Annotated in this window: 18 protein-coding genes; 12 read left to right on the forward strand and 6 right to left on the reverse strand. The window is 63.8% G+C overall.

All coding sequences use genetic code 11. The annotated features are described in order from the left end of the window. Window positions 1-524 precede the first annotated feature (524 nt). Window positions 525-2,384: a sigma-54-dependent Fis family transcriptional regulator gene (locus tag AC07SI_RS16235; RefSeq protein ID WP_495006080.1), complete on the reverse strand. Its 1,860-nt coding sequence runs from the start codon at window positions 2,382-2,384 to the stop codon at window positions 525-527. A 309-nt stretch (window positions 2,385-2,693) separates the two neighbouring features. Between AC07SI_RS16235 and AC07SI_RS16240 the strand changes: the two genes are divergently transcribed. From AC07SI_RS16240 to AC07SI_RS16250, 3 genes are read left to right on the forward strand one after another with little or no spacing between them, the layout of a single operon-like run. Then, the gene (locus tag AC07SI_RS16240) at window positions 2,694-3,671 is read left to right on the forward strand and encodes a thiamine pyrophosphate-dependent dehydrogenase E1 component subunit alpha (RefSeq protein ID WP_495006081.1); all 978 of its coding nucleotides are present in this window, start codon (window positions 2,694-2,696) and stop codon (window positions 3,669-3,671) included. Between the two features lie 26 nt (window positions 3,672-3,697). Then, window positions 3,698-4,717 carry an alpha-ketoacid dehydrogenase subunit beta gene (locus tag AC07SI_RS16245; protein WP_495006082.1) on the forward strand — a complete coding sequence of 340 codons (1,020 nt, stop codon included), beginning with the start codon at window positions 3,698-3,700 and terminating at the stop codon, window positions 4,715-4,717. Next, the gene (locus AC07SI_RS16250; protein ID WP_495006083.1) at window positions 4,714-5,817 is read left to right on the forward strand and encodes an acetoin dehydrogenase dihydrolipoyllysine-residue acetyltransferase subunit; all 1,104 of its coding nucleotides are present in this window, start codon (window positions 4,714-4,716) and stop codon (window positions 5,815-5,817) included. Before AC07SI_RS16245 ends, AC07SI_RS16250 begins: the two co-directional genes overlap by 4 nt. Window positions 5,818-5,931: 114 nt before the next feature. On the opposite strand, the gene AC07SI_RS16255 is transcribed toward AC07SI_RS16250, so the two are convergent. Beyond that, window positions 5,932-6,828 (reverse strand): helix-turn-helix domain-containing protein, encoded by an 897-nt coding sequence (locus AC07SI_RS16255; protein ID WP_120448314.1) that lies wholly within the window; start codon window positions 6,826-6,828, stop codon window positions 5,932-5,934. A gap of 139 nt (window positions 6,829-6,967) precedes the next feature. Between AC07SI_RS16255 and AC07SI_RS16260 the strand changes: the two genes are divergently transcribed. Genes AC07SI_RS16260 through AC07SI_RS16270 form a run of 3 tightly spaced genes read left to right on the forward strand, consistent with a single transcriptional unit; the run spans window position 6,968 to window position 10,729 of the window. Further along, window positions 6,968-8,326 carry a glutamine synthetase family protein gene (locus tag AC07SI_RS16260; RefSeq protein ID WP_065906254.1) on the forward strand — a complete coding sequence of 453 codons (1,359 nt, stop codon included), beginning with the start codon at window positions 6,968-6,970 and terminating at the stop codon, window positions 8,324-8,326. A 25-nt stretch (window positions 8,327-8,351) separates the two neighbouring features. Next, entirely contained in the window at window positions 8,352-9,440 is a 1,089-nt protein-coding gene (locus tag AC07SI_RS16265) for a polyamine ABC transporter substrate-binding protein (protein WP_065906256.1), read from the forward strand. Further along, on the forward strand, window positions 9,437-10,729 hold the full coding sequence (locus tag AC07SI_RS16270) for an NAD(P)/FAD-dependent oxidoreductase (protein ID WP_495006084.1): 1,293 nt from the start codon (window positions 9,437-9,439) through the stop codon (window positions 10,727-10,729). Before AC07SI_RS16265 ends, AC07SI_RS16270 begins: the two co-directional genes overlap by 4 nt. 168 nt (window positions 10,730-10,897) lie before the next feature. On the opposite strand, the gene AC07SI_RS16275 is transcribed toward AC07SI_RS16270, so the two are convergent. Then, complete coding sequence (locus AC07SI_RS16275) at window positions 10,898-11,794, reverse strand: LysR substrate-binding domain-containing protein (RefSeq protein ID WP_065906259.1); 897 nt, start codon at window positions 11,792-11,794, stop codon at window positions 10,898-10,900. Window positions 11,795-11,907: 113 nt separating this feature from the next. Between AC07SI_RS16275 and AC07SI_RS16280 the strand changes: the two genes are divergently transcribed. The 3 genes from AC07SI_RS16280 to AC07SI_RS16290 are packed head-to-tail and all read left to right on the forward strand — an operon-like array spanning window position 11,908 to window position 14,168. After that, entirely contained in the window at window positions 11,908-12,912 is a 1,005-nt protein-coding gene (locus AC07SI_RS16280; RefSeq protein ID WP_495006085.1) for an aldo/keto reductase, read from the forward strand. 15 nt (window positions 12,913-12,927) lie between these two features. After that, entirely contained in the window at window positions 12,928-13,725 is a 798-nt protein-coding gene (locus AC07SI_RS16285; RefSeq protein WP_120448318.1) for an SDR family NAD(P)-dependent oxidoreductase, read from the forward strand. Window positions 13,726-13,751: 26 nt separating this feature from the next. Then, on the forward strand, window positions 13,752-14,168 hold the full coding sequence (locus AC07SI_RS16290; RefSeq protein WP_065906262.1) for an SRPBCC family protein: 417 nt from the start codon (window positions 13,752-13,754) through the stop codon (window positions 14,166-14,168). Window positions 14,169-14,307: 139 nt separating this feature from the next. On the opposite strand, the gene AC07SI_RS16295 is transcribed toward AC07SI_RS16290, so the two are convergent. Then, on the reverse strand, window positions 14,308-15,702 hold the full coding sequence (locus AC07SI_RS16295; protein WP_065906264.1) for a sensor histidine kinase: 1,395 nt from the start codon (window positions 15,700-15,702) through the stop codon (window positions 14,308-14,310). Further along, entirely contained in the window at window positions 15,680-16,363 is a 684-nt protein-coding gene (locus AC07SI_RS16300) for a response regulator transcription factor (protein ID WP_003219726.1), read from the reverse strand. The genes AC07SI_RS16295 and AC07SI_RS16300 overlap by 23 nt, the downstream gene beginning before the upstream one ends. A gap of 437 nt (window positions 16,364-16,800) precedes the next feature. Between AC07SI_RS16300 and AC07SI_RS16305 the strand changes: the two genes are divergently transcribed. Continuing rightward, window positions 16,801-17,706 (forward strand): hypothetical protein, encoded by a 906-nt coding sequence (locus AC07SI_RS16305; RefSeq protein WP_495006086.1) that lies wholly within the window; start codon window positions 16,801-16,803, stop codon window positions 17,704-17,706. A 153-nt stretch (window positions 17,707-17,859) separates the two neighbouring features. On the opposite strand, the gene AC07SI_RS16310 is transcribed toward AC07SI_RS16305, so the two are convergent. Next, window positions 17,860-19,089, reverse strand: a complete 1,230-nt coding sequence (locus tag AC07SI_RS16310) for a multidrug effflux MFS transporter (protein ID WP_495006087.1) — start codon at window positions 19,087-19,089, stop codon at window positions 17,860-17,862. Window positions 19,090-19,181: 92 nt separating this feature from the next. On the opposite strand from AC07SI_RS16310, the gene pdxR reads away from it, so the two are divergent. Both pdxR and AC07SI_RS16320 read left to right on the forward strand, forming a co-directional pair. Further along, a complete protein-coding gene (gene pdxR, locus AC07SI_RS16315; RefSeq protein ID WP_495006088.1) occupies window positions 19,182-20,603 on the forward strand; it encodes a MocR-like pyridoxine biosynthesis transcription factor PdxR in 1,422 nt (473 codons plus the stop codon). Window positions 20,604-20,629: 26 nt separating this feature from the next. Further along, window positions 20,630-20,968: a hypothetical protein gene (locus AC07SI_RS16320; RefSeq protein WP_495006089.1), complete on the forward strand. Its 339-nt coding sequence runs from the start codon at window positions 20,630-20,632 to the stop codon at window positions 20,966-20,968. Window positions 20,969-20,988 lie beyond the last annotated feature (20 nt).

Genomic DNA, 20,988 nt, shown 5'->3' on the forward strand with positions numbered 1-20,988 from the left:
AGTTTTGGAGGGACTGGACTGAATCTTGTGCCTGGCGCAGTTCCCACAGATTTTGGAGGGGGTAGCCTGATTCCTGTGTCTGACACAGTTCCACTGTGGGAGCGGGCTTGCTCGCGAAAGCGGTGTATCAGTCAACCATGATGCAGCTGACCCACCGCCTTCGCAGGCAAGCCAGCTCCCACACTGATTTGCGGTTGGACTGAATCCTGTGCCTGGCTCAGTTCCCACAGTTTTGGAGGGACTGGACTGAATCTTGTGCCTGGCGCAGTTCCCACAGATTTTGGAGGGGGTAGCCTGATTCCTGTGCCTGACACAGTTCCACTGTGGGAGCGGGCTTGCCCGCGAAAGCGCAGTGTCAGTCAACCATAATGTGGCTGATCCACCGCCATCGCAGGCAAGCCAGCTCCCACACTGATTTGTGGCTGGACTGATACTATGCCTGGCTCAGTTCCCACAGTTTTTGGAAGGGCTGGACTGATTCTTTGCCTGCCACAATTCCACTGTGCGGGCTCGCTCCCACAGGTTCACTGTTTACCAGGCATATCGATGCCCAGTTGGTTGACGCGACGGTACAGCGTCGCCCGTGAAATCCCCAGCGCCTGCGCCGTCGGCGATGGCTTCCAGCGATGTCGGATCAGCGCATCCAGCACCACCTGGCGCTCCGGGCTCAGCTGAACCTGTGCCTGCAGCGCAACCTGTTCCCCACGCACTTCCACCGGCAAATCCGCCAGTTGCAGGATGCCGCCTTCGCACACCGCACAGGCATACGCCAGCACGTGCCGCAGTTGCCGCACATTGCCCGGCCAGGCGTAGCCCAACAGCATTTCCAGCGCCGCCTGGCTGATGCCAGCCGCGATGCCACTGTGGCGGGCCTCCTGTTCCAGCAGCCGATTGATCAGGGCCAGTTTGTCGGTGCGTTCGCGCAGCGGCGGCAGGCAGAAACGCGCGCAGCCGAGGCGAAAGTACAGGTCTTCGCGAAAGCGTCCTTCACTCACCAGTGCCGCCAGGTCGCGGTGGCTGGCGCAGATCACCTGGATATCCACTGCACGGGTTTTCGCCGCACCCAGGGGCGCCACTTCACCTTCGGCCATCACCCGCAGCAGGCGCGTCTGCAGGGCCAGCGGCATGTCGCCGATTTCATCGAGGAACAGCGTGCCGCCATCGGCCTGCACCAACAGCCCCGGCATGCCCTTGCTGGATGCGCCGGTAAACGCCCCGGCGACATAGCCGAACAGCTCGCTTTCGATCAGGTTTTCCGGGATCGCCGCGCAGTTAACCGCCACGAACGGCCCCTCGCGCCGGGCGCTGCGCTCATGCAATTGGCGCGCGAAGACTTCCTTGCCGGCACCGGTCTCACCTTGCACCAGCACCGGCAGGTTACGGTCCTTGACCCGCACCGCCAGGCGCAGGTGTTCATCCACACGCGGGTCGACCTGGGTGATCGCAACCGCGCGCGCGGGCGTGCGACGCGGCGTGTTGACGCGCACGTGCAGCACGCCGGGTTCGCCCAGCCATTGCAGGTGCTGGGACGATTGATCAGTGACTGCACGCAGGGCATCCAGGTCGAATACCTCGCCGATATGCTCCGGCACCTGGCCAAAGCGCCGACGCAGCGCCAGGCGTGCCTTGCTGTTCAGGGCCTGCAGGCGACCGTCCTGGTCCCAGGCCAGCAGCAGGTCGGGCTGGCTGTCGACATAGCCCGGCGTGCTGTGGGCCTGCAGCACCCAGTGCTGGCGAGCGCTGTGCATGAAGAAGGCGTTTTCGATGGCCTGCGCGCTCTGCGCCACCATCTGCCGCACCAGGTGCTGGCTGCGCCGGTCATCCGGGGACTTGAGCGCCGAGGCATCCAGCACCCCCAGCAGGTTGCCCTGCGGGTCGAACATCGGTGCGGCCGAGCAGGTCAGGTCGATGAAGGCCGCGCGAAAGTGATCGCGCTTGTGCACCGTGACCGCCGCCTTGCTGGTCAGCACCGTGGCCACGCCGCAGGTGCCTTCTTCGGCTTCCGACCAGCACGTGCCCAGGTACAGGCCGGCCTTGCGGCAGTCGCTGCGAATGGCGGTGTCCACGCGGTGGTCGATGGTTTGGCCCTGGGCGTCGGTGAGCATCACGCAGTAGTCGGCGTGGCGCACGCGGTGGTGCAGTTGCCCGACGGCTTCGCCGGCGATGCGCATGAACAGTTCGGCGCGCTCACGGCATTCCTTGAGCAGGGGTTCGCTGAGGATGCGCGGCCCCTGCAGGGAGCCGGGGTCCAGGTGATGTTGCTCCATGGAGCGGCGCCAGGAGTCGAAAATCAGCGACGGCACCGGCGCCTGGGGCAGGCGATCGGCATTGCGGACCACGCGACTGACGCAGTCGACGTGCTCTCTGGAGTTCGCGGCGAGCATAAGGCCTCCGGTTCTCGATCTTTGTTGTTATGCCGGCCATTAAGCGCCTATGGGCGCAGGCGGACAAGGGCGGCCTGACCAACAGCCGGGCGTGAGACGCAGCGTCTCACCAGGCCTGAGACGCAGCCTGCAGGCTGCAATGGCGCGTCTCATTCTGCGCAGGCATCGCGCCCCGGTACAACCGCACGGCACTGCTCTGGATCAAGGCTTTGCCAGGTTTTTTCGCGCCTTGGCACAGGCTGTGCTGAACCGCTTGCAGCTGGCCGACGCCAGCCTTTTGTGTGTCGAGACAACCTGGAGAACAACAAGATGTCCACTCACCTGTCCACCGATCAATTGCTGCATGCCTACACCGTGATGCGCACCATCCGTGATTTCGAAGAGCGCTTGCACGTGGAATTCGCCACCGGCGAGATCCCCGGTTTCGTGCACCTGTACGCCGGCCAGGAAGCCAGCGCTGCCGGGGTCATGGCCCACCTCAACGATGAAGATTGCATCGCCTCCAACCACCGTGGCCACGGCCATTGCATCGCCAAGGGCGTGGATGTGTTCGGCATGATGGCCGAGATCTACGGCAAGAAAACCGGCGTGTGCGGCGGCAAGGGCGGCTCCATGCACATCGCCGACCAGGAGAAGGGCATGCTCGGCGCCAACGGCATTGTCGGCGCCGGTGCACCGCTGGCCGCAGGCGCGGCGCTGGCCTCCAAGCTCAAGGGTAGCCAAGGCGTGGCCGTGGCGTTTTTTGGCGACGGTGGCTCCAACGAAGGCGCGGTCTTCGAGGCCATGAACCTGGCCGCGATCATGAAACTGCCGTGTCTGTTCGTCGCCGAGAACAACGGCTATGCCGAGGCCACCGGGTCCGGCTGGTCGGTGGCGTGCAAGGACATTGCCGAGCGCGCCGTGGGCTTTGGCATGCCGGGGCTGATTGTCGATGGCAATGATTTCTTCGCCGTGCATGCGGCGCTTGGCGTCGCGGTGGAGCGGGCACGCAAGGGCGAGGGGCCGACGCTGGTGGAGGTCAAGCTGAGCCGTTTCTACGGCCACTTCGAGGGCGATGCGCAAACCTATCGCGGCCCGGATGAAGTGAAGAACCTGCGCGAATCCCACGATTGCCTGGCGTTGTTCCGCCAGCGGTGCAGCGCCGAAGGCTGGCTCGATGCCGCGCAGTTCGAGCGTATCGACGGCGAGGTCGCACAGTTGATCGAAGACGCCGTGCGCCTGGCCAAGTCCGATCCCAAGCCCCAGGCCGCCGATCTGTTGAGTGACGTGTACGTCGCCTACCGCTAATAACAACAATACTCGGAGAGAATTTCATGGCTCGCAAAATCAGCTATCAGCACGCAATCAACGAAGCCCTGGCCCAGGAAATGCGCCGCGACCAGAGCGTGTTCATCATCGGCCAGGACGTCTCCGGCGGTACCGGCTCACCGGGCGAGCAGGACGCCTGGGGCGGTGTGCTGGGGGTCACCAAGGGCCTGTACCCCGAATTTCCCGAGCGGGTCCTCGATGCGCCGTTGTCCGAAGTCGGCTACGTGGGCATGGCCGTCGGCGCCGCGACCCGAGGGATGCGCCCGGTGTGCGAGTTGATGTTCGTCGACTTTATCGGCTGCTGCCTCGACCAGTTGCTCAACCAGGCCGCCAAGTTCCGCTACATGTTTGGCGGCAAGACCACCACGCCGCTGGTGGTGCGCGCCATGTACGGCGCCGGCCTGCGCGCTGCGGCCCAGCACTCGCAGATGCTCACCTCGATGTGGACGCACATCCCCGGCCTCAAGGTGGTGTGCCCGGCCACGCCGTATGACGCCAAGGGCATGCTGATCCAGGCTATCCGCGACAACGACCCGGTGATTTTCCTTGAGCACAAACTGCTCTACAGCCTGCAGGGCGAGGTGCCGGAAGAGCTGTACACGGTGCCGTTCGGCGAGGCCAACTTTGTCCGCGAAGGCCGCGACGTGACCCTGGTGACTTACGGGCGCATGGTGCATGTCGCCCTCGAAGCCGCCGCCAACCTGGCCCGCCAGGGGATTGACTGCGAAGTGCTGGACCTGCGCACCACCAGCCCGCTGGACGAAGACAGCATCCTTGAAAGCGTGGAGAAAACCGGGCGCCTGGTGGTGATCGACGAGTCCAACCCACGTTGCTCCATCGCCACCGACATCAGCGCACTGGTGGCCCAGCAGGGGTTCTCGTTCCTGCGCGCGCCGATCGAGATGGTCACCGCGCCGCACACGCCGGTGCCGTTTTCCGATGCACTGGAAGACCTGTACATCCCCAACGCGGCGAAGATCGAGGCTGCCGTGCTGAAGATCGCCGACAAGAGGAATGCCGCATGATCCATACCTTGACCATGCCCAAATGGGGCCTGTCGATGACCGAAGGCCGCCTCGATGTCTGGCTCAAACAACCGGGCGACCGGGTGGAGAAGGGCGAGGAAGTGCTGGATGTGGAGACCGACAAAATCTCCAGCAGTGTCGAGGCGCCGTTCAGTGGTGTGCTGCGCCGGGTGCTGGCGCTGAGTGACGAGACCCTGCCGGTGGGCGCGCTGCTGGCGATTGTGGTGGAGGGCGAAGCCACCGAAGAGGAGATCGATGCGGTGGTGGCGCGTTTCAATGCGGGGTTCGTCTCAAGCAACGCCGAAGCCGAAGCGTCGGGACCGAGTGCGCAGAAGGTCGAGGTTGGCGGGCGTTTGCTGCGTTACCTCGACCTGGGTGAAGGCGGCACGCCGCTGGTGCTGGTGCATGGCTTTGGCGGCGACTTGAACAACTGGCTGTTCAACCAACCGGCGTTGGCGGCCGAGCGGCGCGTGATCGCGCTGGATTTGCCGGGGCATGGCGAGTCGGGCAAACACCTGCACAACGGCGATGCCGACGAGTTGAGCCAGGCCGTGTTGGCCTTGCTCGATCACCTCGGGCTCGACCGCGTGCACCTGGCCGGCCACTCCATGGGCGGGCTGGTTGCGCTGACGATTGCCGACCAGGCCCCCGCGCGTGTTGCCTCACTCAGCCTGATCGCCAGCGCCGGCCTGGGGGCGGACATCAACGGCGATTACCTGCAAGGGTTCACCGAGGCCAACAACCGCAACGCGCTCAAGCCGCAGCTGGTGCAACTGTTCAGCGACCCGGCGCTGGTGACGCGGCAAATGCTCGAGGACATGCTCAAGTTCAAGCGACTGGAAGGCGTGGACCAGGCCCTGCGACAACTGAATGCGCAGCTGTTTGATGGGGGGCGGCAGCAACGGGATTTGCGCAGCGTGGTGGGTCGCCAGCCGAGCCTGGTGATCTGGGGCAGTGACGATGCAATCATCCCGGCCAGCCATGCCGAGGGGTTGCAGGCCCAGGTGGAGATTGTGCCGGGGCAGGGGCATATGGTGCAGTTGGAGGCGGCGGAGCAGGTGAATCAGTTGCTGAGTCTGTTCCTCAAATCTCAAGCCTGATAGCAATCAAATGTGGGGGCGGGCTTGCTCGCGAATACCGTGGCTCAGTCAGACATTGATTGCCTGACACAGCGCTTTCGCGAGCAAGCCCGCTCCCACGGGGTTAACCGTGTATCAACCATGACGCTTGAGGGTTTCGCTGGGCAGTTCCTTGAACAACGCCCGATAACTGTTGGAAAACCGCCCCAGGTGCCAGAACGACCAGTTCATCGCTACCTCCGCGACGGTGGAACCCGCTGAGCTCAACAGTTCGCGCCGCGCACCATTCAACCGACGCAACCGCAACCACTGCGCCGGGCTCATCCCGGTGTAGGTCTTGAAGCCCTGCTGCAGCTGACGCAGCGGCACGCCGGCAATCTGGGCCAGCTCCAGCAGGTTGATGGTCTCATCCGGCGCATCCGCCGCCCACTCGCCAATGCGTGCCATCAACCGGCGTTCTTCGCTGCGCCGCTGCAACGAGCTGCGGTCCAGGCACACGCAGGCGTTGTCGAGAATAAACAGGCAATCGTCGAGCAATTGCTGGGTCAGGGCATCGCGGCTGATCGGGTCGATCACCGTGGCCAGGCGCGTGAGCGTGCCACTGAGCCAGCGGGTGAACAGCGCATTCTGCTGGCAGGTCAGCGGCGCCATGAACAAGCCTTCGAGTTTCGCCACGTCCAGGCCATGGCGCTGCACGAACTGCGGGCCGAACACCACCGCCACTTCACGGTAGTTTTCCGGGGTGATCCAGGTGTTGCGGCTCTCGCCATTGAGCATGTACAGCGCGTTGTCGCTGCCATCGAAACAGAACGCCAGCGAGCCCGGTGGCGCGTTGAAGTGCTGCTCCACGCGGGTGTTCATGCACTCTTCGTAGACCTCGACGCCCTGCAGGTCGAGGTAGCGGATCTGCCCGGCAAAATGCCCCGGGGACATCTGCTGGTACTGCTGCACCCAGCCGGGTGTCGCACTGCATTGAGCGGCCACATCACCGGTGGTGAAGGCCTGTACGCGCAAAGCTGTTGCCTGTGTCATGGGTGATCCGTGCGCACTCTATTGGTGCGTTGTGGTTCGTGCAAAGTGGATAGATGGCCTGTGAAGGCTGGCCCAAGATAGACCTCAATGCGCCAGGAGTACAAGCCGGCGCATGCACCCAACCCATGACGAGGTCCTTATGAACGCCCCCTTCGATCAGCTGTCCGCCTGGCTGAAAGAACACAAGATTACCGAAGTCGAATGCGTGATCAGTGATTTGACTGGCATCGCCCGCGGCAAGATTGCACCCACCAACAAGTTCCTGCATGAGCGAGGCATGCGCCTGCCGGAAAGTGTGTTGCTGCAAACGGTAACCGGGGACTTTGTCGACGACGATATCTACTACGACCTGCTCGACCCGGCCGACATCGACATGATCTGCCGCCCGGTATCCAACGCCACTTACGTGGTGCCCTGGGCCATCGAACCCACCGCGATCGTGATCCACGACACCTTCGACAAGCAGGGCAATCCTATCGAGTTGTCGCCGCGCAACGTGTTGAAAAAGGTCCTGCAGCTCTACACCGACCAGGGCTGGCAGCCGATCGTGGCGCCGGAAATGGAGTTCTACCTGACCCAGCGCTGCGAGGACCCGGACCTGCCATTGAAGACCCCGATTGGCCGTTCCGGTCGCGCCGAAACCGGGCGCCAGTCATTTTCCATCGACGCCGCCAACGAGTTCGACCCGCTGTTCGAAGACGTCTATGACTGGTGCGAAGCACAGGGCCTGGACCTCGATACGCTGATCCACGAAGACGGCCCGGCGCAGATGGAAATCAACTTCCGCCACGGCGACGCCCTCGACCTCGCCGACCAGATCACCGTATTCAAGCGCACCCTGCGCGAAGCCGCACTCAAGCACAACGTGGCCGCGACCTTCATGGCCAAGCCAGTGGCCGACGAGCCGGGCAGCGCCATGCACCTGCACCAGAGCGTGGTCGACATCGCCACCGGCAAGCCGGTGTTTGTCGACGCCGACGGCAGCATGAGCCAGCTGTTCCTGCACCATATCGGCGGCCTGCAGAAATACATCCCCAAGCTGTTGCCGATGTTCGCGCCGAACGTCAATTCGTTCCGCCGCTTCCTGCCGGACACCTCGGCGCCGGTCAACGTGGAATGGGGTGAAGAGAACCGCACCGTCGGCCTGCGCGTGCCGACCTCGAGCCCCGACGCGATGCGCGTGGAAAACCGCCTGCCGGGCGCCGATGCCAATCCTTACCTGGCGATTGCGGCTAGTCTGCTGTGTGGCTACCTGGGCATGATCGAGCAGATCGAACCCAGTGCGCCGGTCGAAGGCCGTGCCTATGAGCGCCGCAACCTGCGCTTGCCGTTCACCCTCGAAGACGCCCTGGCGCGCATGGAGGATTGCGACACGGTCAAGCAGTACCTGGGCGAAAAGTTTGTGCGCGGCTACGTCGCGGTCAAGCGCGCCGAGCACGAGAATTTCAAGCGGGTGATCAGTTCCTGGGAACGTGAGTTCCTGTTGCTGAGCGTCTAAAAAAACCAAAAAAAGGGGTGTCGATATGCGTCTCGTGAAAAAGCTTCTCCCGCTGGCCCTGGTGGCCGCGTTCAGCAGTGCCAGCCAGGCCGCGCCGACGGTGAGCGTCTACAACTGGACCGACTACATCGGCGAGACCACCTTGGCCGATTTCCAGGCCAAGACCGGGATCAAGGTGATCTACGACGTGTTCGACTCCAACGAAACCCTGGAGGGCAAGTTGCTCGCGGGGCGCACCGGCTATGACGTGGTGGTGCCGTCCAACCACTTCCTGGCACGCCAGGTGAAGGCCGGCGCGTTCCTCAAGCTCGACCGTGCGCAGCTGCCCAACTTCAAGAACCTCGACCCCAAGCTGCTCAAGCTGCTGGAGAAAAACGACCCGGGCAATGCGCACTCGGTGCCGTACCTGTGGGGCACCAATGGCATCGGCTACAACGTCGACAAGGTCAAGCAAGTGCTCGGTATCGACCATATCGATTCGTGGGCGGTGCTGTTCGAGCCAGAGAACATCAAGAAGCTCAACCAGTGCGGCGTGGCGTTCCTCGACTCGGCAGATGAGCTGTTCCCGGCAATCCTCAACTACATGGGCAAGGACCCACGCAGCGAGAATCCCAAGGACTATCAGGAAGCTGAAGCCAAGTTGCTGACGCTGCGTCCCTACATCACCTACTTCCATTCCTCCAAGTACATCTCGGATCTGGCCAACGGCGATATTTGCGTGGCCTTCGGTTACTCCGGCGACGTCTTCCAGGCCGCCAACCGCGCCAAGGAAGCCAAGAACGGCGTGAACATTGCCTACTCGATTCCCAAGGAAGGTTCCAACCTGTGGTTCGACCTGCTGGCGATTCCCGCCGATGCCAGCAACCCAAAAGAGGCCCATGCCTTCATCAACTATCTGCTCGACCCCGAAGTGATCGCCAAGGTCAGTGCCTCGGTCGGCTATGCCAACGCCAACCCCGCGGCCAAGGCGTTCATGGACCCGGAACTGGTGAACAACCCTGAGGTGTACCCGTCCCAGGAAGTGCTCGACAAACTCTACATTTCCACCACGCCGACCCCGGCGACCATGCGCCTGATGACCCGCGCCTGGAGCAAAGTGAAGACCAATAAATGATCCCATCCAGTGACCACGCCCGTTCCTACTACCGCGCCTCGGCCAACACCCTGCCGGCGCGCCCGTCGCTGGGCGCCGACCTGACGGCCGATGTGTGTGTGATCGGCGGCGGTTTCACCGGCGTCAACACCGCCATCGAGTTGGCCCAGCGCGGGCTCTCGGTGATCCTGCTGGAGGCCCGGCGCATTGGCTGGGGCGCCAGCGGGCGTAACGGCGGGCAGTTGATTCGCGGGATTGGTCATGACGTCTCGGGGTTTGCCAAGTACGTGGGCGAGGAGGGCGTGCGTTACCTGGAGCGCGCGGGCATCGAGTCGGTGGCGTTGGTCGGCGAGCGGATTCGCACGCACGGCATCGACTGCGACCTGCGCTGGGGCTTTTGTGAGTTGGCGAATACGCCGGCACAGTTCGCCGCGTTCAAGGGCGAACAGGCGCACCTGGCAGCGCTGGGATATACCCATGAAACACGCCTGGTCGGCCCTGGGGATATGCAGCAAGTGGTCGGCTCAACGCTGTATGCCGGGGGCCTGGTGGACATGGGCTCCGGGCATTTGCACCCGTTGAACCTGGTGCTGGGCGAGGCGCATGTGGCCGAGTCCCTCGGCGTGCGGATTTTCGAGCACACTGAAGTGCTGGAACTGCTCCACGGCGACACGGTGCAGGTGCGCTGTGCCGGCGGCACCGTGCGCGCCGCCAACCTGGTGCTGGCGTGCAATGCGCACCTGGACGAATTGGAGCCGCGCCTGAGCGGCAAGGTACTGCCGGCGGGCAGCTACATCATCGCCACCGAGCCGTTGTCGGAGGACATGACCAACCAGTTGATCCCGCAGAACCTGGCGCTGTGCGACCAGAAAGTCGGCCTGGATTACTACCGGTTGTCCGCCGACCGCCGCCTGCTGTTCGGCGGCGCCTGTCACTATTCCGGACGCGACCCAGCGGACATTGCCGCCTATATGCAGCCGAAAATGCTCAAGGTATTCCCGCAACTGGCCAACACGGCCATCGAGTTTCAGTGGGGCGGCAAGATCGGCATCACGGCCAATCGTTTTCCCCAGGTCGGGCGCTTGCAGCAGTACCCGAATGTGTTCTATGCCCAGGGCTATTCCGGGCATGGGCTCAACGTCACTCACTGGTGCGCACGGCTGCTGGCCGAAGGTATCCACGCCGGCCACAGCAAGGGGCTGGATATCTTCAGCCAGGTGCCGCACATGACCTTCCCCGGCGGCAAGGCCTTGCGTTCGCCACTGCTGGCGTTGGGGATGCTGTGGTATCGCCTGAAGGAATGGATCTAGCCGACGCCGCCCTCCAAATGTGGGAGCGGGCTTGCTCGCGAATACGGTCTGTCAGTCACCGCATGTATTGGCTGGACCAACCCTTCGCGAGCAAGCCCGCTCCCACATTTTGCATGTATGCAGGGCTCAGGTTTGGCGTCGTGGCTGAAGGTGTTGACGGTTGGAGTCCTATTCGCCCGTGGGTTCGGTGAGTACCTTGCGGAACGTTTCCACCAGCGGGCGCAGGTTGATCCGGTGCCACGCCGCCCACAGTGGCGTGGTGTAGGTCAGCCAGGGCAGTTCGCGCAACACCACGCCCGGCGGTGCATTGCGGCTCAGGCCTTTTTGCACCATCGCCACCCCCAACCCGGAGGCGACCAGGCCCAAGGCGGTGAACGGCTCGCTGGCTTCCATGGGAATCTGCGGGGTGAAACCGGCGCGGATGCAGGCGGCGACAAAGTCATCGGCGGGGTTGGCGCCGGGTTTGCGCTGCACGCCAATCCACTCCTGATCGGCCAGGTGCTCGGGCAGCAGTTCAGTCTGCCTGGCCAGCGGGTGATGCTCGGGCAGGGCCAGGAGCATCGGGTCGTCCAGCACTTGCAGGGCAGTCAGGTCCGGGTCATCGGCCGCCGGTGGTTCCGCCACCAGGGCGATGTCCAGGCTGCGCTGGCGCAGGCCTTCGAGTTGTTCGAGGGAGGGCAGGTTGTACAGCTTGATGTGCACGGTGGGCCGGTCGTCGCGCAGGATGCGCAAGGCATTCGGCAGCACGCCAGCGTGCATGGCGTTCTCGATGTAGCCGATGCACAGGCCACCTTCTTCACCACGGCCGAGGCGCTTGCCCAGGGATTCGAGGCGATTGGCGTGGGTCAGCAGGGCCTTGGTCTCGGCGAGAAAAGTCTGCCCGTCGCGGGTCAGACGGATGCGTTGCTGGCTGCGTTCGAACAGGGTCAGGCCCAGGCGTTCTTCGAGCTGGGCAATCTGCCGGCTCAACGGCGACTGCGAGATATGCAGGCGCTCGGCGGCGCGGCCAACGTGTTCTTCTTCAGCGACCACTTCGAAGTAGCGCAACTGGCGTAGATCAATCATGTAAGACCTCTTGGGACTCAAGTTGGTCGCAGTATGTCTTGGACGGTCCGATCTAGGCAATCTACGATCTGCTCAACGGTCACAGCGACCCTGAACCCGATTGAGGATCCACCATGAGCTTGAAAGACAAATTGCCCGGCCAACTGGGCTTTGGCACGGCCCCGCTGGGCAACATGTTCCGCGCCATTCCTGAGGAAGAAGCGCAGGCCACCGTCGAGGCCGCCTGGAACCAGGGCGTGCGCTACTTCGATACCGCGCCGTTCTACGGTTCGGGTCTGTCGGAAATCCGCCTGGGCCAGGCCCTGTCGCAATACCGTCGCGACGACTTCGTGCTCAGCACCAAGGTCGGTCGCCTGATCCTCGACGAAGTCGAAGAAAGCGCGCGTGATCTCGGTGAAAAAAGCGGCGTGTTCGAACACGGTCGCCCGAACAAGATGGTCAACGACTACAGCGCCGATGCCACCTTGCGCTCCATCGAAGACAGCCTGAACCGCCTGCAGACCGATCGCCTGGATATCGTCTGGATTCACGACATCGCCCAGGACTTCTACGGCGACCAGTGGCTGGACTACTTCAACCAGGCCCGCACCGGCGCCTTCAAGGTGCTGACCCGCCTGCGTGAAGAGGGCGTGATCAAGGCCTGGGGCCTGGGCGTGAATCGCGTCGAGCCTTGCGAGCTGACCCTGGACCTTGCCGAAGCCCAACCCGACGGTTTCCTGCTGGCCGGCCGCTACACCTTGCTGGACCACGACCGCGCCCTGCAGCGCTTGATGGACGCCGCCCTGGCGCAGCAGGTCGAAATCGTCGTCGGTGGCCCGTACAGCTCGGGGATCCTCGCCGGGGGCGCGCACTTCGAATACCAGCCAGCGAGCCCGGCGATCATCCACAAGGTCGAGCAGTTCAAGGCGATTGCCCAGGCCTTTGGCGTGAGCGTGAAGGCGGCGGCGCTGCAGTTCTCCCTGGCGCATCCTGCCGTGGCGGCGGTCATTCCGGGCGCCAGTCGTCCGGGGCGGATTGCCGAAGACGTCGCGGCGTTGTCAGAGAAGATTCCTGCAGCCTTCTGGCAGGCCCTGCGCGATGCCCACTTGGTGTCGGACCGCGCACCACTGCCGCTCTAATACGAGGATTCAAGCATGAAGATTGATGTAAGCGGCAAAGTAGCCATCGTCAGCGGCAGCACGGCAGGCATTGGCCTGGGTATCAGCCAGGCCCTGGCAGCGTCCGGCGCCACCGTGGTGGTGATCGGGCGCGAAGCGGGCAAGGTCGATGACGCACTGGCGAGCATTCGCCAGGCGGTGCCCGGCGCCAACCTGCGCGGGCTGGTGGCGGACCTGGGCACCGCTGAAGGCGCCGACACACTGTTCGCCGCCGAACCGCGTGCCGACATCCTGGTCAACAACCTGGGCATCTTCAACGATGTGGACTTCTTCGAAGCGCCGGACAGCGAATGGACACGCTTCTACGAGGTCAACGTGATCTCCGGTGTGCGCCTGGCGCGGCACTACGTGCCGGGCATGGTCGAGCAGGGCTGGGGGCGGGTGATTTTCCTGTCCTCGGAATCCGGGGTGGCAACGCCGGCGGACATGATCAACTACGGTGTGACCAAGAGCGCCAACCTGGCCGTGTCCCACGGCCTGGCCAAGCGCCTGGCCGGCACTGGGGTGACCGTCAACGCGGTGCTGCCGGGCCCGACTTTCACCGACGGCCTGGAGCAGATGCTCAAGGACGCCACCGCGAAGTCCGGGCGCAGCGCACGGGACGAGGCCGATGTGTTTGTGCGAAACGCGCGACCCACCTCGATCATCCAGCGCGCAGCGAATGTGGATGAAGTGGCGAACCTGGTGGCGTACATTGCTTCACCCCTGTCCTCCGCGACCACCGGTGCCGCGTTGCGGGTCGATGGTGGTGTCGTCGATAGCATGGCGATCTGAATTTTTTACCTTCTGGAGTATTTATCGTGGCAACAGCGTCTTCTGTGATTGAAATTCCGGTGTCGGCCGATCAGGTCTGGCAATTGGTGGGCGGCTTCAACAGCCTGCCGGACTGGCTGCCGTTCATCGTCAAGAGCGAGCCCAGCGATGGCGGCCGCGTGCGGCACCTGCAGACTGCCGACGGCGGCGTGGTGGTCGAGCGCCTGCAGGCCTTCGATAACGTCGGGCGCACTTACAGCTACACCATTGAGCAATCGCCGTTTCCGGTGAGTGCTTACCTCGCGACCTTGCAGGTCGAGGCGCTCGGCGAATCGTCGGCGAAAGTGACCTGGTCCGGCGTGTTCACGCCGGCGGCGGGGACCACGGACGCGGCGGTGGAAGAGCTGTTTGCCGGGGTGTACAGCGGCGGGCTTGAAGCGCTGCGGGCCAATTTCCCGGCCTGACTCGATCAGCCAGGCAACACCATTCCAATGTGGGAGCGGGCTTGCTCGCGAATGCGGTGGATCAGTCGATACTGTTGGTGACTGACAGACCGCTTTCGCGAGCAAGCCCGCTCCCACATTTATTGACCCGGGGGAGTACTCAGGCTTCCGGCATCAGTTGCTGGCGGCATTCGAGAATCAGGCGGGCGCCGCCTTGCTCGCTGCTGCCGACTTCGAGCTTGAACCCGTGCAGGTTGATGATCGCCGCCACAATCGACAAGCCCAAGCCAAACCCGCCTTGCTGGTCGCCTTCATCCACGCGGTAGAAGCGCTGGAACACCGCATCACGTTCGGCGGCCGGGATGCCCGGGCCGGAGTCGTGGACTTCGATGCGCGTGCTGCCGGCATCGTTGAGACCCCGCAGGATCACCTCGCCACCCGGTGGGGAAAACTTGATCGAGTTGCTCAGCAGGTTGGCCAACGCTTCAAACAACAGTGCGCGATCGCCGGTGATCCACGGCAAGGACTCGGGGACTTCAAGGCGCAGCTGCAATTCGCCTTCTTCCGCCAGGGGCAGGTAGAAGTCATGCAGTTCGCGCAGCAGTGGCAGCGGGTCCATCACCAGGAAGCCTGAGCGGCGCTGATGGTCCTCCAATTCCGAGATCCGCAGCAGCCCGCGAAAGCGTGCCATCAGGGTGTCAGTCTCGGTAATCGCATCGTCGAGTTTTACCGCGTAGTGCGAGTCGGCCTCCGCTTCCTGGCGGATGCGGTAGAGCTGCGCCCGCAGGCGGGTCAGCGGCGTGCGCAAGTCGTGGGCGATGTTGTCGCACACGCCCTTGACTTCGTTCATCAGCTTCTCGATGCGGTCGAGCATGGCGTTGACGATGGCCGCGAGCATGTCCAGCTCATCACGACGGTTGGACAGCGGCAGGCGGTGAGTGAGGTCGCCGGCGACGATGGCTTCGGCGCTGGCCTGGATCCCACGGATCCGGCGCAACGGGCGGCGGCGCAGCAAATGCCAGCCAGCGGCGCCGGGAATGATCGTCAGCGACAGCGCCCACAACAGCGCGTGCCAGATGATCCGCGTCACGCCAAACAACGAGCCGTTGGCCCGCACCAGCACCAGCCAGCGGCCGTCGTCGGTGTGGGTGGCCACGGCGTCGCAGCTGTCCTTGGGCAGTTTGGGGTCGTCGGAATCGACGCAGTTGGCCAGGGCGTGGATCTTGCCGTCCAGCGGCAAGTCGGGCGGAATCGCGCGGATCGGCCCGCTCAAGGGGCGAAACTGCTCGTCGAACAGGCCGTAGGCGTCCACGCCCTTCATGTCGAAGGTCATGCTGGTGGTCAGGGCTTCCACCAGTTCCTCGCCGTCGAAACGCTGGAACAAATGTTGGCGCTGCATCAGCGAATGGCGCGACAGATCACCCAGGTAACCCGACACTTCGTAGTACAGCACCCCCATGAGGATGCAGCTCCAAGCCACGAACAACGAGCTGTACAGCGCCAGCAGGCGGCTGCTGGAGGAACGCCAGCCCTTAGAGGGGTTCAGCAATGACATAACCGGAACCTCGTACCGTGCGGATCAGCGGCGTGAGGCCCGGTGGATCGATTTTCTTGCGCAGGCGACCGATGTGCACATCGATCAGGTTGGTGCCCGGGTCGAAGTGATACCCCCAGACTTCCTCGAAGATCATCATCCGCGACAGGATCTGCCCGGTGTTGCGCATCAGGAATTCGAGCAGTTTGTATTCGGTCGGCAGCAGGCTCAGCGGCTGTTCGGCACGGCTGGCTTCGCGGCTGATCAGGTTGAGTTCCAGGTCGGCCACGCGCAGGGCGGTCTCGAATTCCTTGACCGTGCTTTTACGCCGCAGCAGCACTTCGACGCGGGCGGCCATTTCATCCGAGGCGAAAGGCTTGGTCAGGTAGTCATCGCCGCCGGCGCGCAGGCCGCGCACGCGCTCGTCGACGTCGGAGAGGGCGCTGATCATCAGGATCGGCGTGGACACGCCGATGGTGCGCAGGGTGGTGACGATGGCCAGGCCATCGAGTTCGGGCAGCATGCGGTCGAGGGTGATCAGATCGTAATCACCGCTCACGGCACGGACCAGGCCTTCGCGGCCGTTGTCCACCCAATCTACGTCCAGTCCATGGCTACTCAGCTCGGCGACGATCTCGCGGGCCGTTACGGCGTCATCCTCGATGGTCAAAATACGGGTCATGGGATTACCTTTCACACAGGAAAACCGCAATCGCCGGCAAGCCGGCGCCTACAGAAGTGGGAGCATTTTGCCAATAAATGGCTGAACGCTTCCTAAATAAAACGTCATGTTGGCAAAACTGACAAAAATTTCATCACTTGGCATGCGATCCGGCAGGCGCCGGCTTGCTGGCGATAGGGGGGCGTCCGTCAGCGCTGCTGGCGCCGGGAATCGCGCTATCGCTGGCAAGCCGGCGCCTACAGGTGAGTGTTCAGCCTGGGATTGCATAACGCCCGCCTTGTTCGGTCATTTCTTGCAAGTTGCATGGTTCAAATTAGTTCAATTTAGTTAACTTGTTGAAATATAAGGATTTTAAATTTTCGAGCGACTGGCACGCTGCCTGCACTGTCCCTTTTGAGAGTTGTAACACTATTTTTCCTGCCGGGAGCAAAACAACAATGATCACATCCTCATCCACGCTGCAAGAGTCGAGCGCACTCTCCGGGGTTTCCTGGGGGGCGATTTTTGCCGGGGCCGCAGCCGCGGCTGCACTGTCACTGATTCTGGTACTGCTGGGTTTCGGCCTGGGCTTTTCGGCGGTGTCGCCGTGGGCCGATAGCGGCATCAGCGCCAAGGGGCTTGGCATTTCCACCATTATCTGGCTGGCGTTTACCCAGATCGTCGCGTCCGGACTGGGCGGTTACATCGCCGGCCGGTTGCGCGTGAAATGGGCCAATATGCACGGCGATGAGGTGTACTTTCGCGACACCGCCCATGGCTTCCTGGCCTGGGCCGTGGCCACGTTGATTACCGCGACCCTGGTGGTCGGCTCGGTCAGCAGCGTGGTCAGCGGTGGCGTGCAAGCAGGTGCCAGTGTGGCGTCCAGTGCTGCCAGCGGTGTCACCCAGGCTGCCGGCAGTGCGGCCAAAGGTGCCAACGGCCAGGACTTTGGCTACTACGTCGACAGCCTGTTCCGGGACGACCGCCCAGCCGCCGTCAGTGATGACGCGGTCCACGGCGTGGTTGCGCGCATCTTTGCCCGCACCCTGAGCAACGACGGCCAACTGGCTCCTGAAGACCGTGCCTACCTGGCCCAGTTGATCAGCCAGCGCACCAACCTCAGCCAGGCTGACGCCGAGGCGCGCATCGACAAGGTCTACGGTGACGCCCGTAAAGCCCTCGAAGACGCCAAGCTCAAAGCCAAGCAAGCCGCTGACACCGCCGCCAAAGTCGCTGCCTGGACGTCGCTGTGGATGTTCGTGGCCCTGCTGATCGGTGCGTTTTTCGCCAGCTTCGCTGCAACCTTCGGCGGTCGTCGCCGGGATGCGGTGGTGTATGTCGAAACTGAACACTTCGTTCGTTAATTCAAGGAGAACAACATGCGCTCATTACTGCTTTGGTTCCTCGGTGTGCCTATTCCGGTGATCATCCTGATCGCGATCTTTATGCACTGATTGCCGTCTTAATCGGTAAATACGTGGGAGCGGGCTTGTTGGCGAATGCGCGGTATCAGTGACTCATGAGTTGACTGACACAACGTTTTCGCCGGCAAGCCCGCTCCCACGTTTGTTTGTGCGCAGGGCCAGCCAACTGGTCAGCAGCAAGCCGCTCGCCAGCGCGGTCATGATGACCAGGGGCCGCGAGGTGCCGTTGGACAGCAGGCCGGTAACCCAGCTGCTCAGCGCCGTCAGGAACATCTGGGTAAAGAAGAACAGGCCTGACGCCGTCCCGGCGATTTCGCCGTAGGGCTGCAGCACCGACAGCTGGCACGCCGGAATGACCATCCCCACCGACACCATGTTCACCACCATCGGCAGCACAATCGCCAGCCATTGCTGTGGCAACGCCAAGGTGGCGAGTGCGAGCAGCAGGCTGCCCAGCACATTCAGGGCAATCGCCGCGTTGATCAGGCGATCCGGTTCGAATCGCTGCACCAGCCGACGGAACAGGTTGGCACCGAGCATGTAGCCACTGATGGTGGCGGCGAACACCAGCGCATAGGCGGTCGCCGTCAAGTGAAAGCCACGTTGCAGCAGCGCCGACGACTCGCTGATGAAGGGGAAATAGGTGCTGTACACGCAGCCGATCGCCAGGGAATAGCGCAGGAAGTAGCGATCGCGCAGCAGTTGGGCATAAATCCGCAGCAGGTTGCTCGGCGGCGCGGCGGCCACCTCCGACGGGCGGGTTTCGGGCAGGCGGCGATACACCACCAGGTACAGCACCGCGCCGATGAGGCCGAGCAGCACGAATAGCCCGCGCCAATTCACCAGCGGCAACAGCAGGCTGCCCAGCACCGGCGCGGCCATTGGCGAGACGGCCATGGCCATGGAGATCAGGCCCAGCAGCCGCGCCTGTTCATGGCGGCCGAAGTAGTCGCGCACGATCACCCGGCCAATGACCGTGGTGCAGCACCCGCCCAAGGCCTGGAACAACCGGGCAATGATCAGCACGCCGAGGCTGTCGGCCAGCGCACACGCGACGGTGGCGACCACGTACGTGAACAAGCCCGCCAGCAACACCGGGCGGTGGCCGAAGCGATCCGTCAGCGGACCGCTGACCAGCAGGGAAATCGCCGAGCCAAGGGTGTACAGGGTGAGGATCAGCTGCAACTGGCTGTCGCGGGTGTGGAAATAGTCGGCCATGGCGGGCAGGGCCGGCAGGTGCATGTCGAGGGTGATGCGGGGCAGGCCGATCAGCACGGTGAGCAGCACCAGCCAGAACCTGAAGGAGAGGGCGCGTTGGGTCATGGCACGCTTCTTTGCAATGAGTAGAGCCCGGACTCTAGCGGCTTTGTGGTTTAATCCTGTGGGCCATTTATGCCTGGAAAGAGTGGACCACTATGAGCCGAGGAAAAGCTGCTTCCGCCCTGGACCTGCCTCGTCCCGATGGCCTCGATGCCAGCAAGCAACAAGGTGCCTACGCGGCGTTGCGGGGTGCGATCCTCAATCGGCAGTTGCCGGCAGGCAGTCGCTTGCCGTCCACGCGCAGCCTGGCCGAGCGCTGGCAGGTGTCGCGTGGCACCCTGGAAGCGGCATTCGAACGCCTGCACAGCGAAGGCTATGTGCAGCGGGTGGCCGGCTCCGGCACGCGGGTCTGCGCGGTGATCCCCGAACAATTCATGGCCGCGCCGACGGTGACGCAGGCGCCGCGTCGCGCCGTGGTGCCGGATCAGCCGGACGCCGGCGTGCAGAGCCACGTGCCTTTTGTCGCGCGGCGACCGGACGCGAGCCTGTTCGACCTGAAAACCTGGGCCCGCTGTATTTCCCGTGGGCTGCTGTCTGTGGGCCCCGGCGTGCTTGAAGCCGCGCACCCTGCGGGCCTGCCGCAGCTGCGCGCGCAGATCGCCGATTACCTGCGCAGCTACCGTGGCCTGCAGTGCGAGGCCGACGAGGTGATCGTCACCACCGGCATTCGCCATGCGCTCGACCTGATCGCCCGCACGCTGCTCAAATCCGGCGACACCGCCTGTGTCGAGGACCCTGGCTACCCGCCGGCGCGCCGCCTGTTCAGCCTGGCAGGTGCGCATATCCACGCGGTGCCGGTGACCGCCGAAGGCCTCGACACCGACCAACTCCCCGACACGGCGCGCCTGGCCTATGTGACCCCGGCGCACCAGGCCCCGCTGGGCATGACCCTGTCGGTGTCGCGCCGCCTGGCGCTGCTGGACTGGGCCGCCCGTGCCGAGGCGTGGGTGGTCGAAGACGATTACGACAGCGAGTACAACTACAACGCCGCGCCCCTGGCCGCGCTCAAGTCCCTGGACTCCAGCGAGCGGGTGATCTACTGCGGCAGCTTCAACAAGAACCTGTTCCCCGGCCTGCGCGTGGGCTTCATGGTGGTGCCCAAGGCGCTGCGCCCAGCGCTGCTGCGCACGCTGCAACTCACCGGGCATTCGGTGGGGGCGGGCGATCAGTCGGGGTTGGTGGAATTCCTCGGCAGCGGCGCGTTCGTGCGTCACCTGCGGGCGTCGCGCCAGGCTTACCAGGCGCGGCGCGATGCGCTGTTGGAATGCCTGGGCGGGCAGTTCAGGGTCAGCGGCCAGCAGGCGGGCCTGCACTTTGTACTGTGGTTGCCGGCGGGGGTCGAAGAGCCAGACTTCTGCACCCGTGCCGCCGCTGTCGGCCTGACCTTGCAGCCCCTGGGCACGTTCTGCCGAGACGCGCGCCTGCCGCCGGCGGTGATCATCGGCTACACCGCGTTGACCCTCGCGCAGATCCGCTTCCATGGCCGCGCGTTGGCGAAATTGTTAATGGCGGCTTAACGCCCGCTTGGCTAGACTCGCGCCCCATGAGCCGCCTTCTGCGTTTGATCCTGGTCCTGCTGTTAAGCCTCACGCTTCCCCTGACCGGGATGGCGGGCGTGCCGTCGAGCACCGAGCCTTGCCCGATGAAGATGGCGGACATGCCGATGATGTCCGACATGACCCCGGACTGCTGCCAGGACGGCGTGGATCATGGCAAGGCCTGCAAGCCCGGCCAGGAGTGCAAGACCGGCGGCCTGTTGCAACTGTCGGTGCCGCTGCTCAAGGCGCCTGTGACCCTGGCGTCGGCGCAGCTTTTCAGCACCCCCTCGGACTTTATCCCCGACCGCACGCCGTCCGGCGTCTGGCGCCCACCCCGCTACTGATTCCTGTTGCACCTGAAGTC

This window comes from Pseudomonas sp. GW821-FHT05D12, assembly GCF_059419825.1.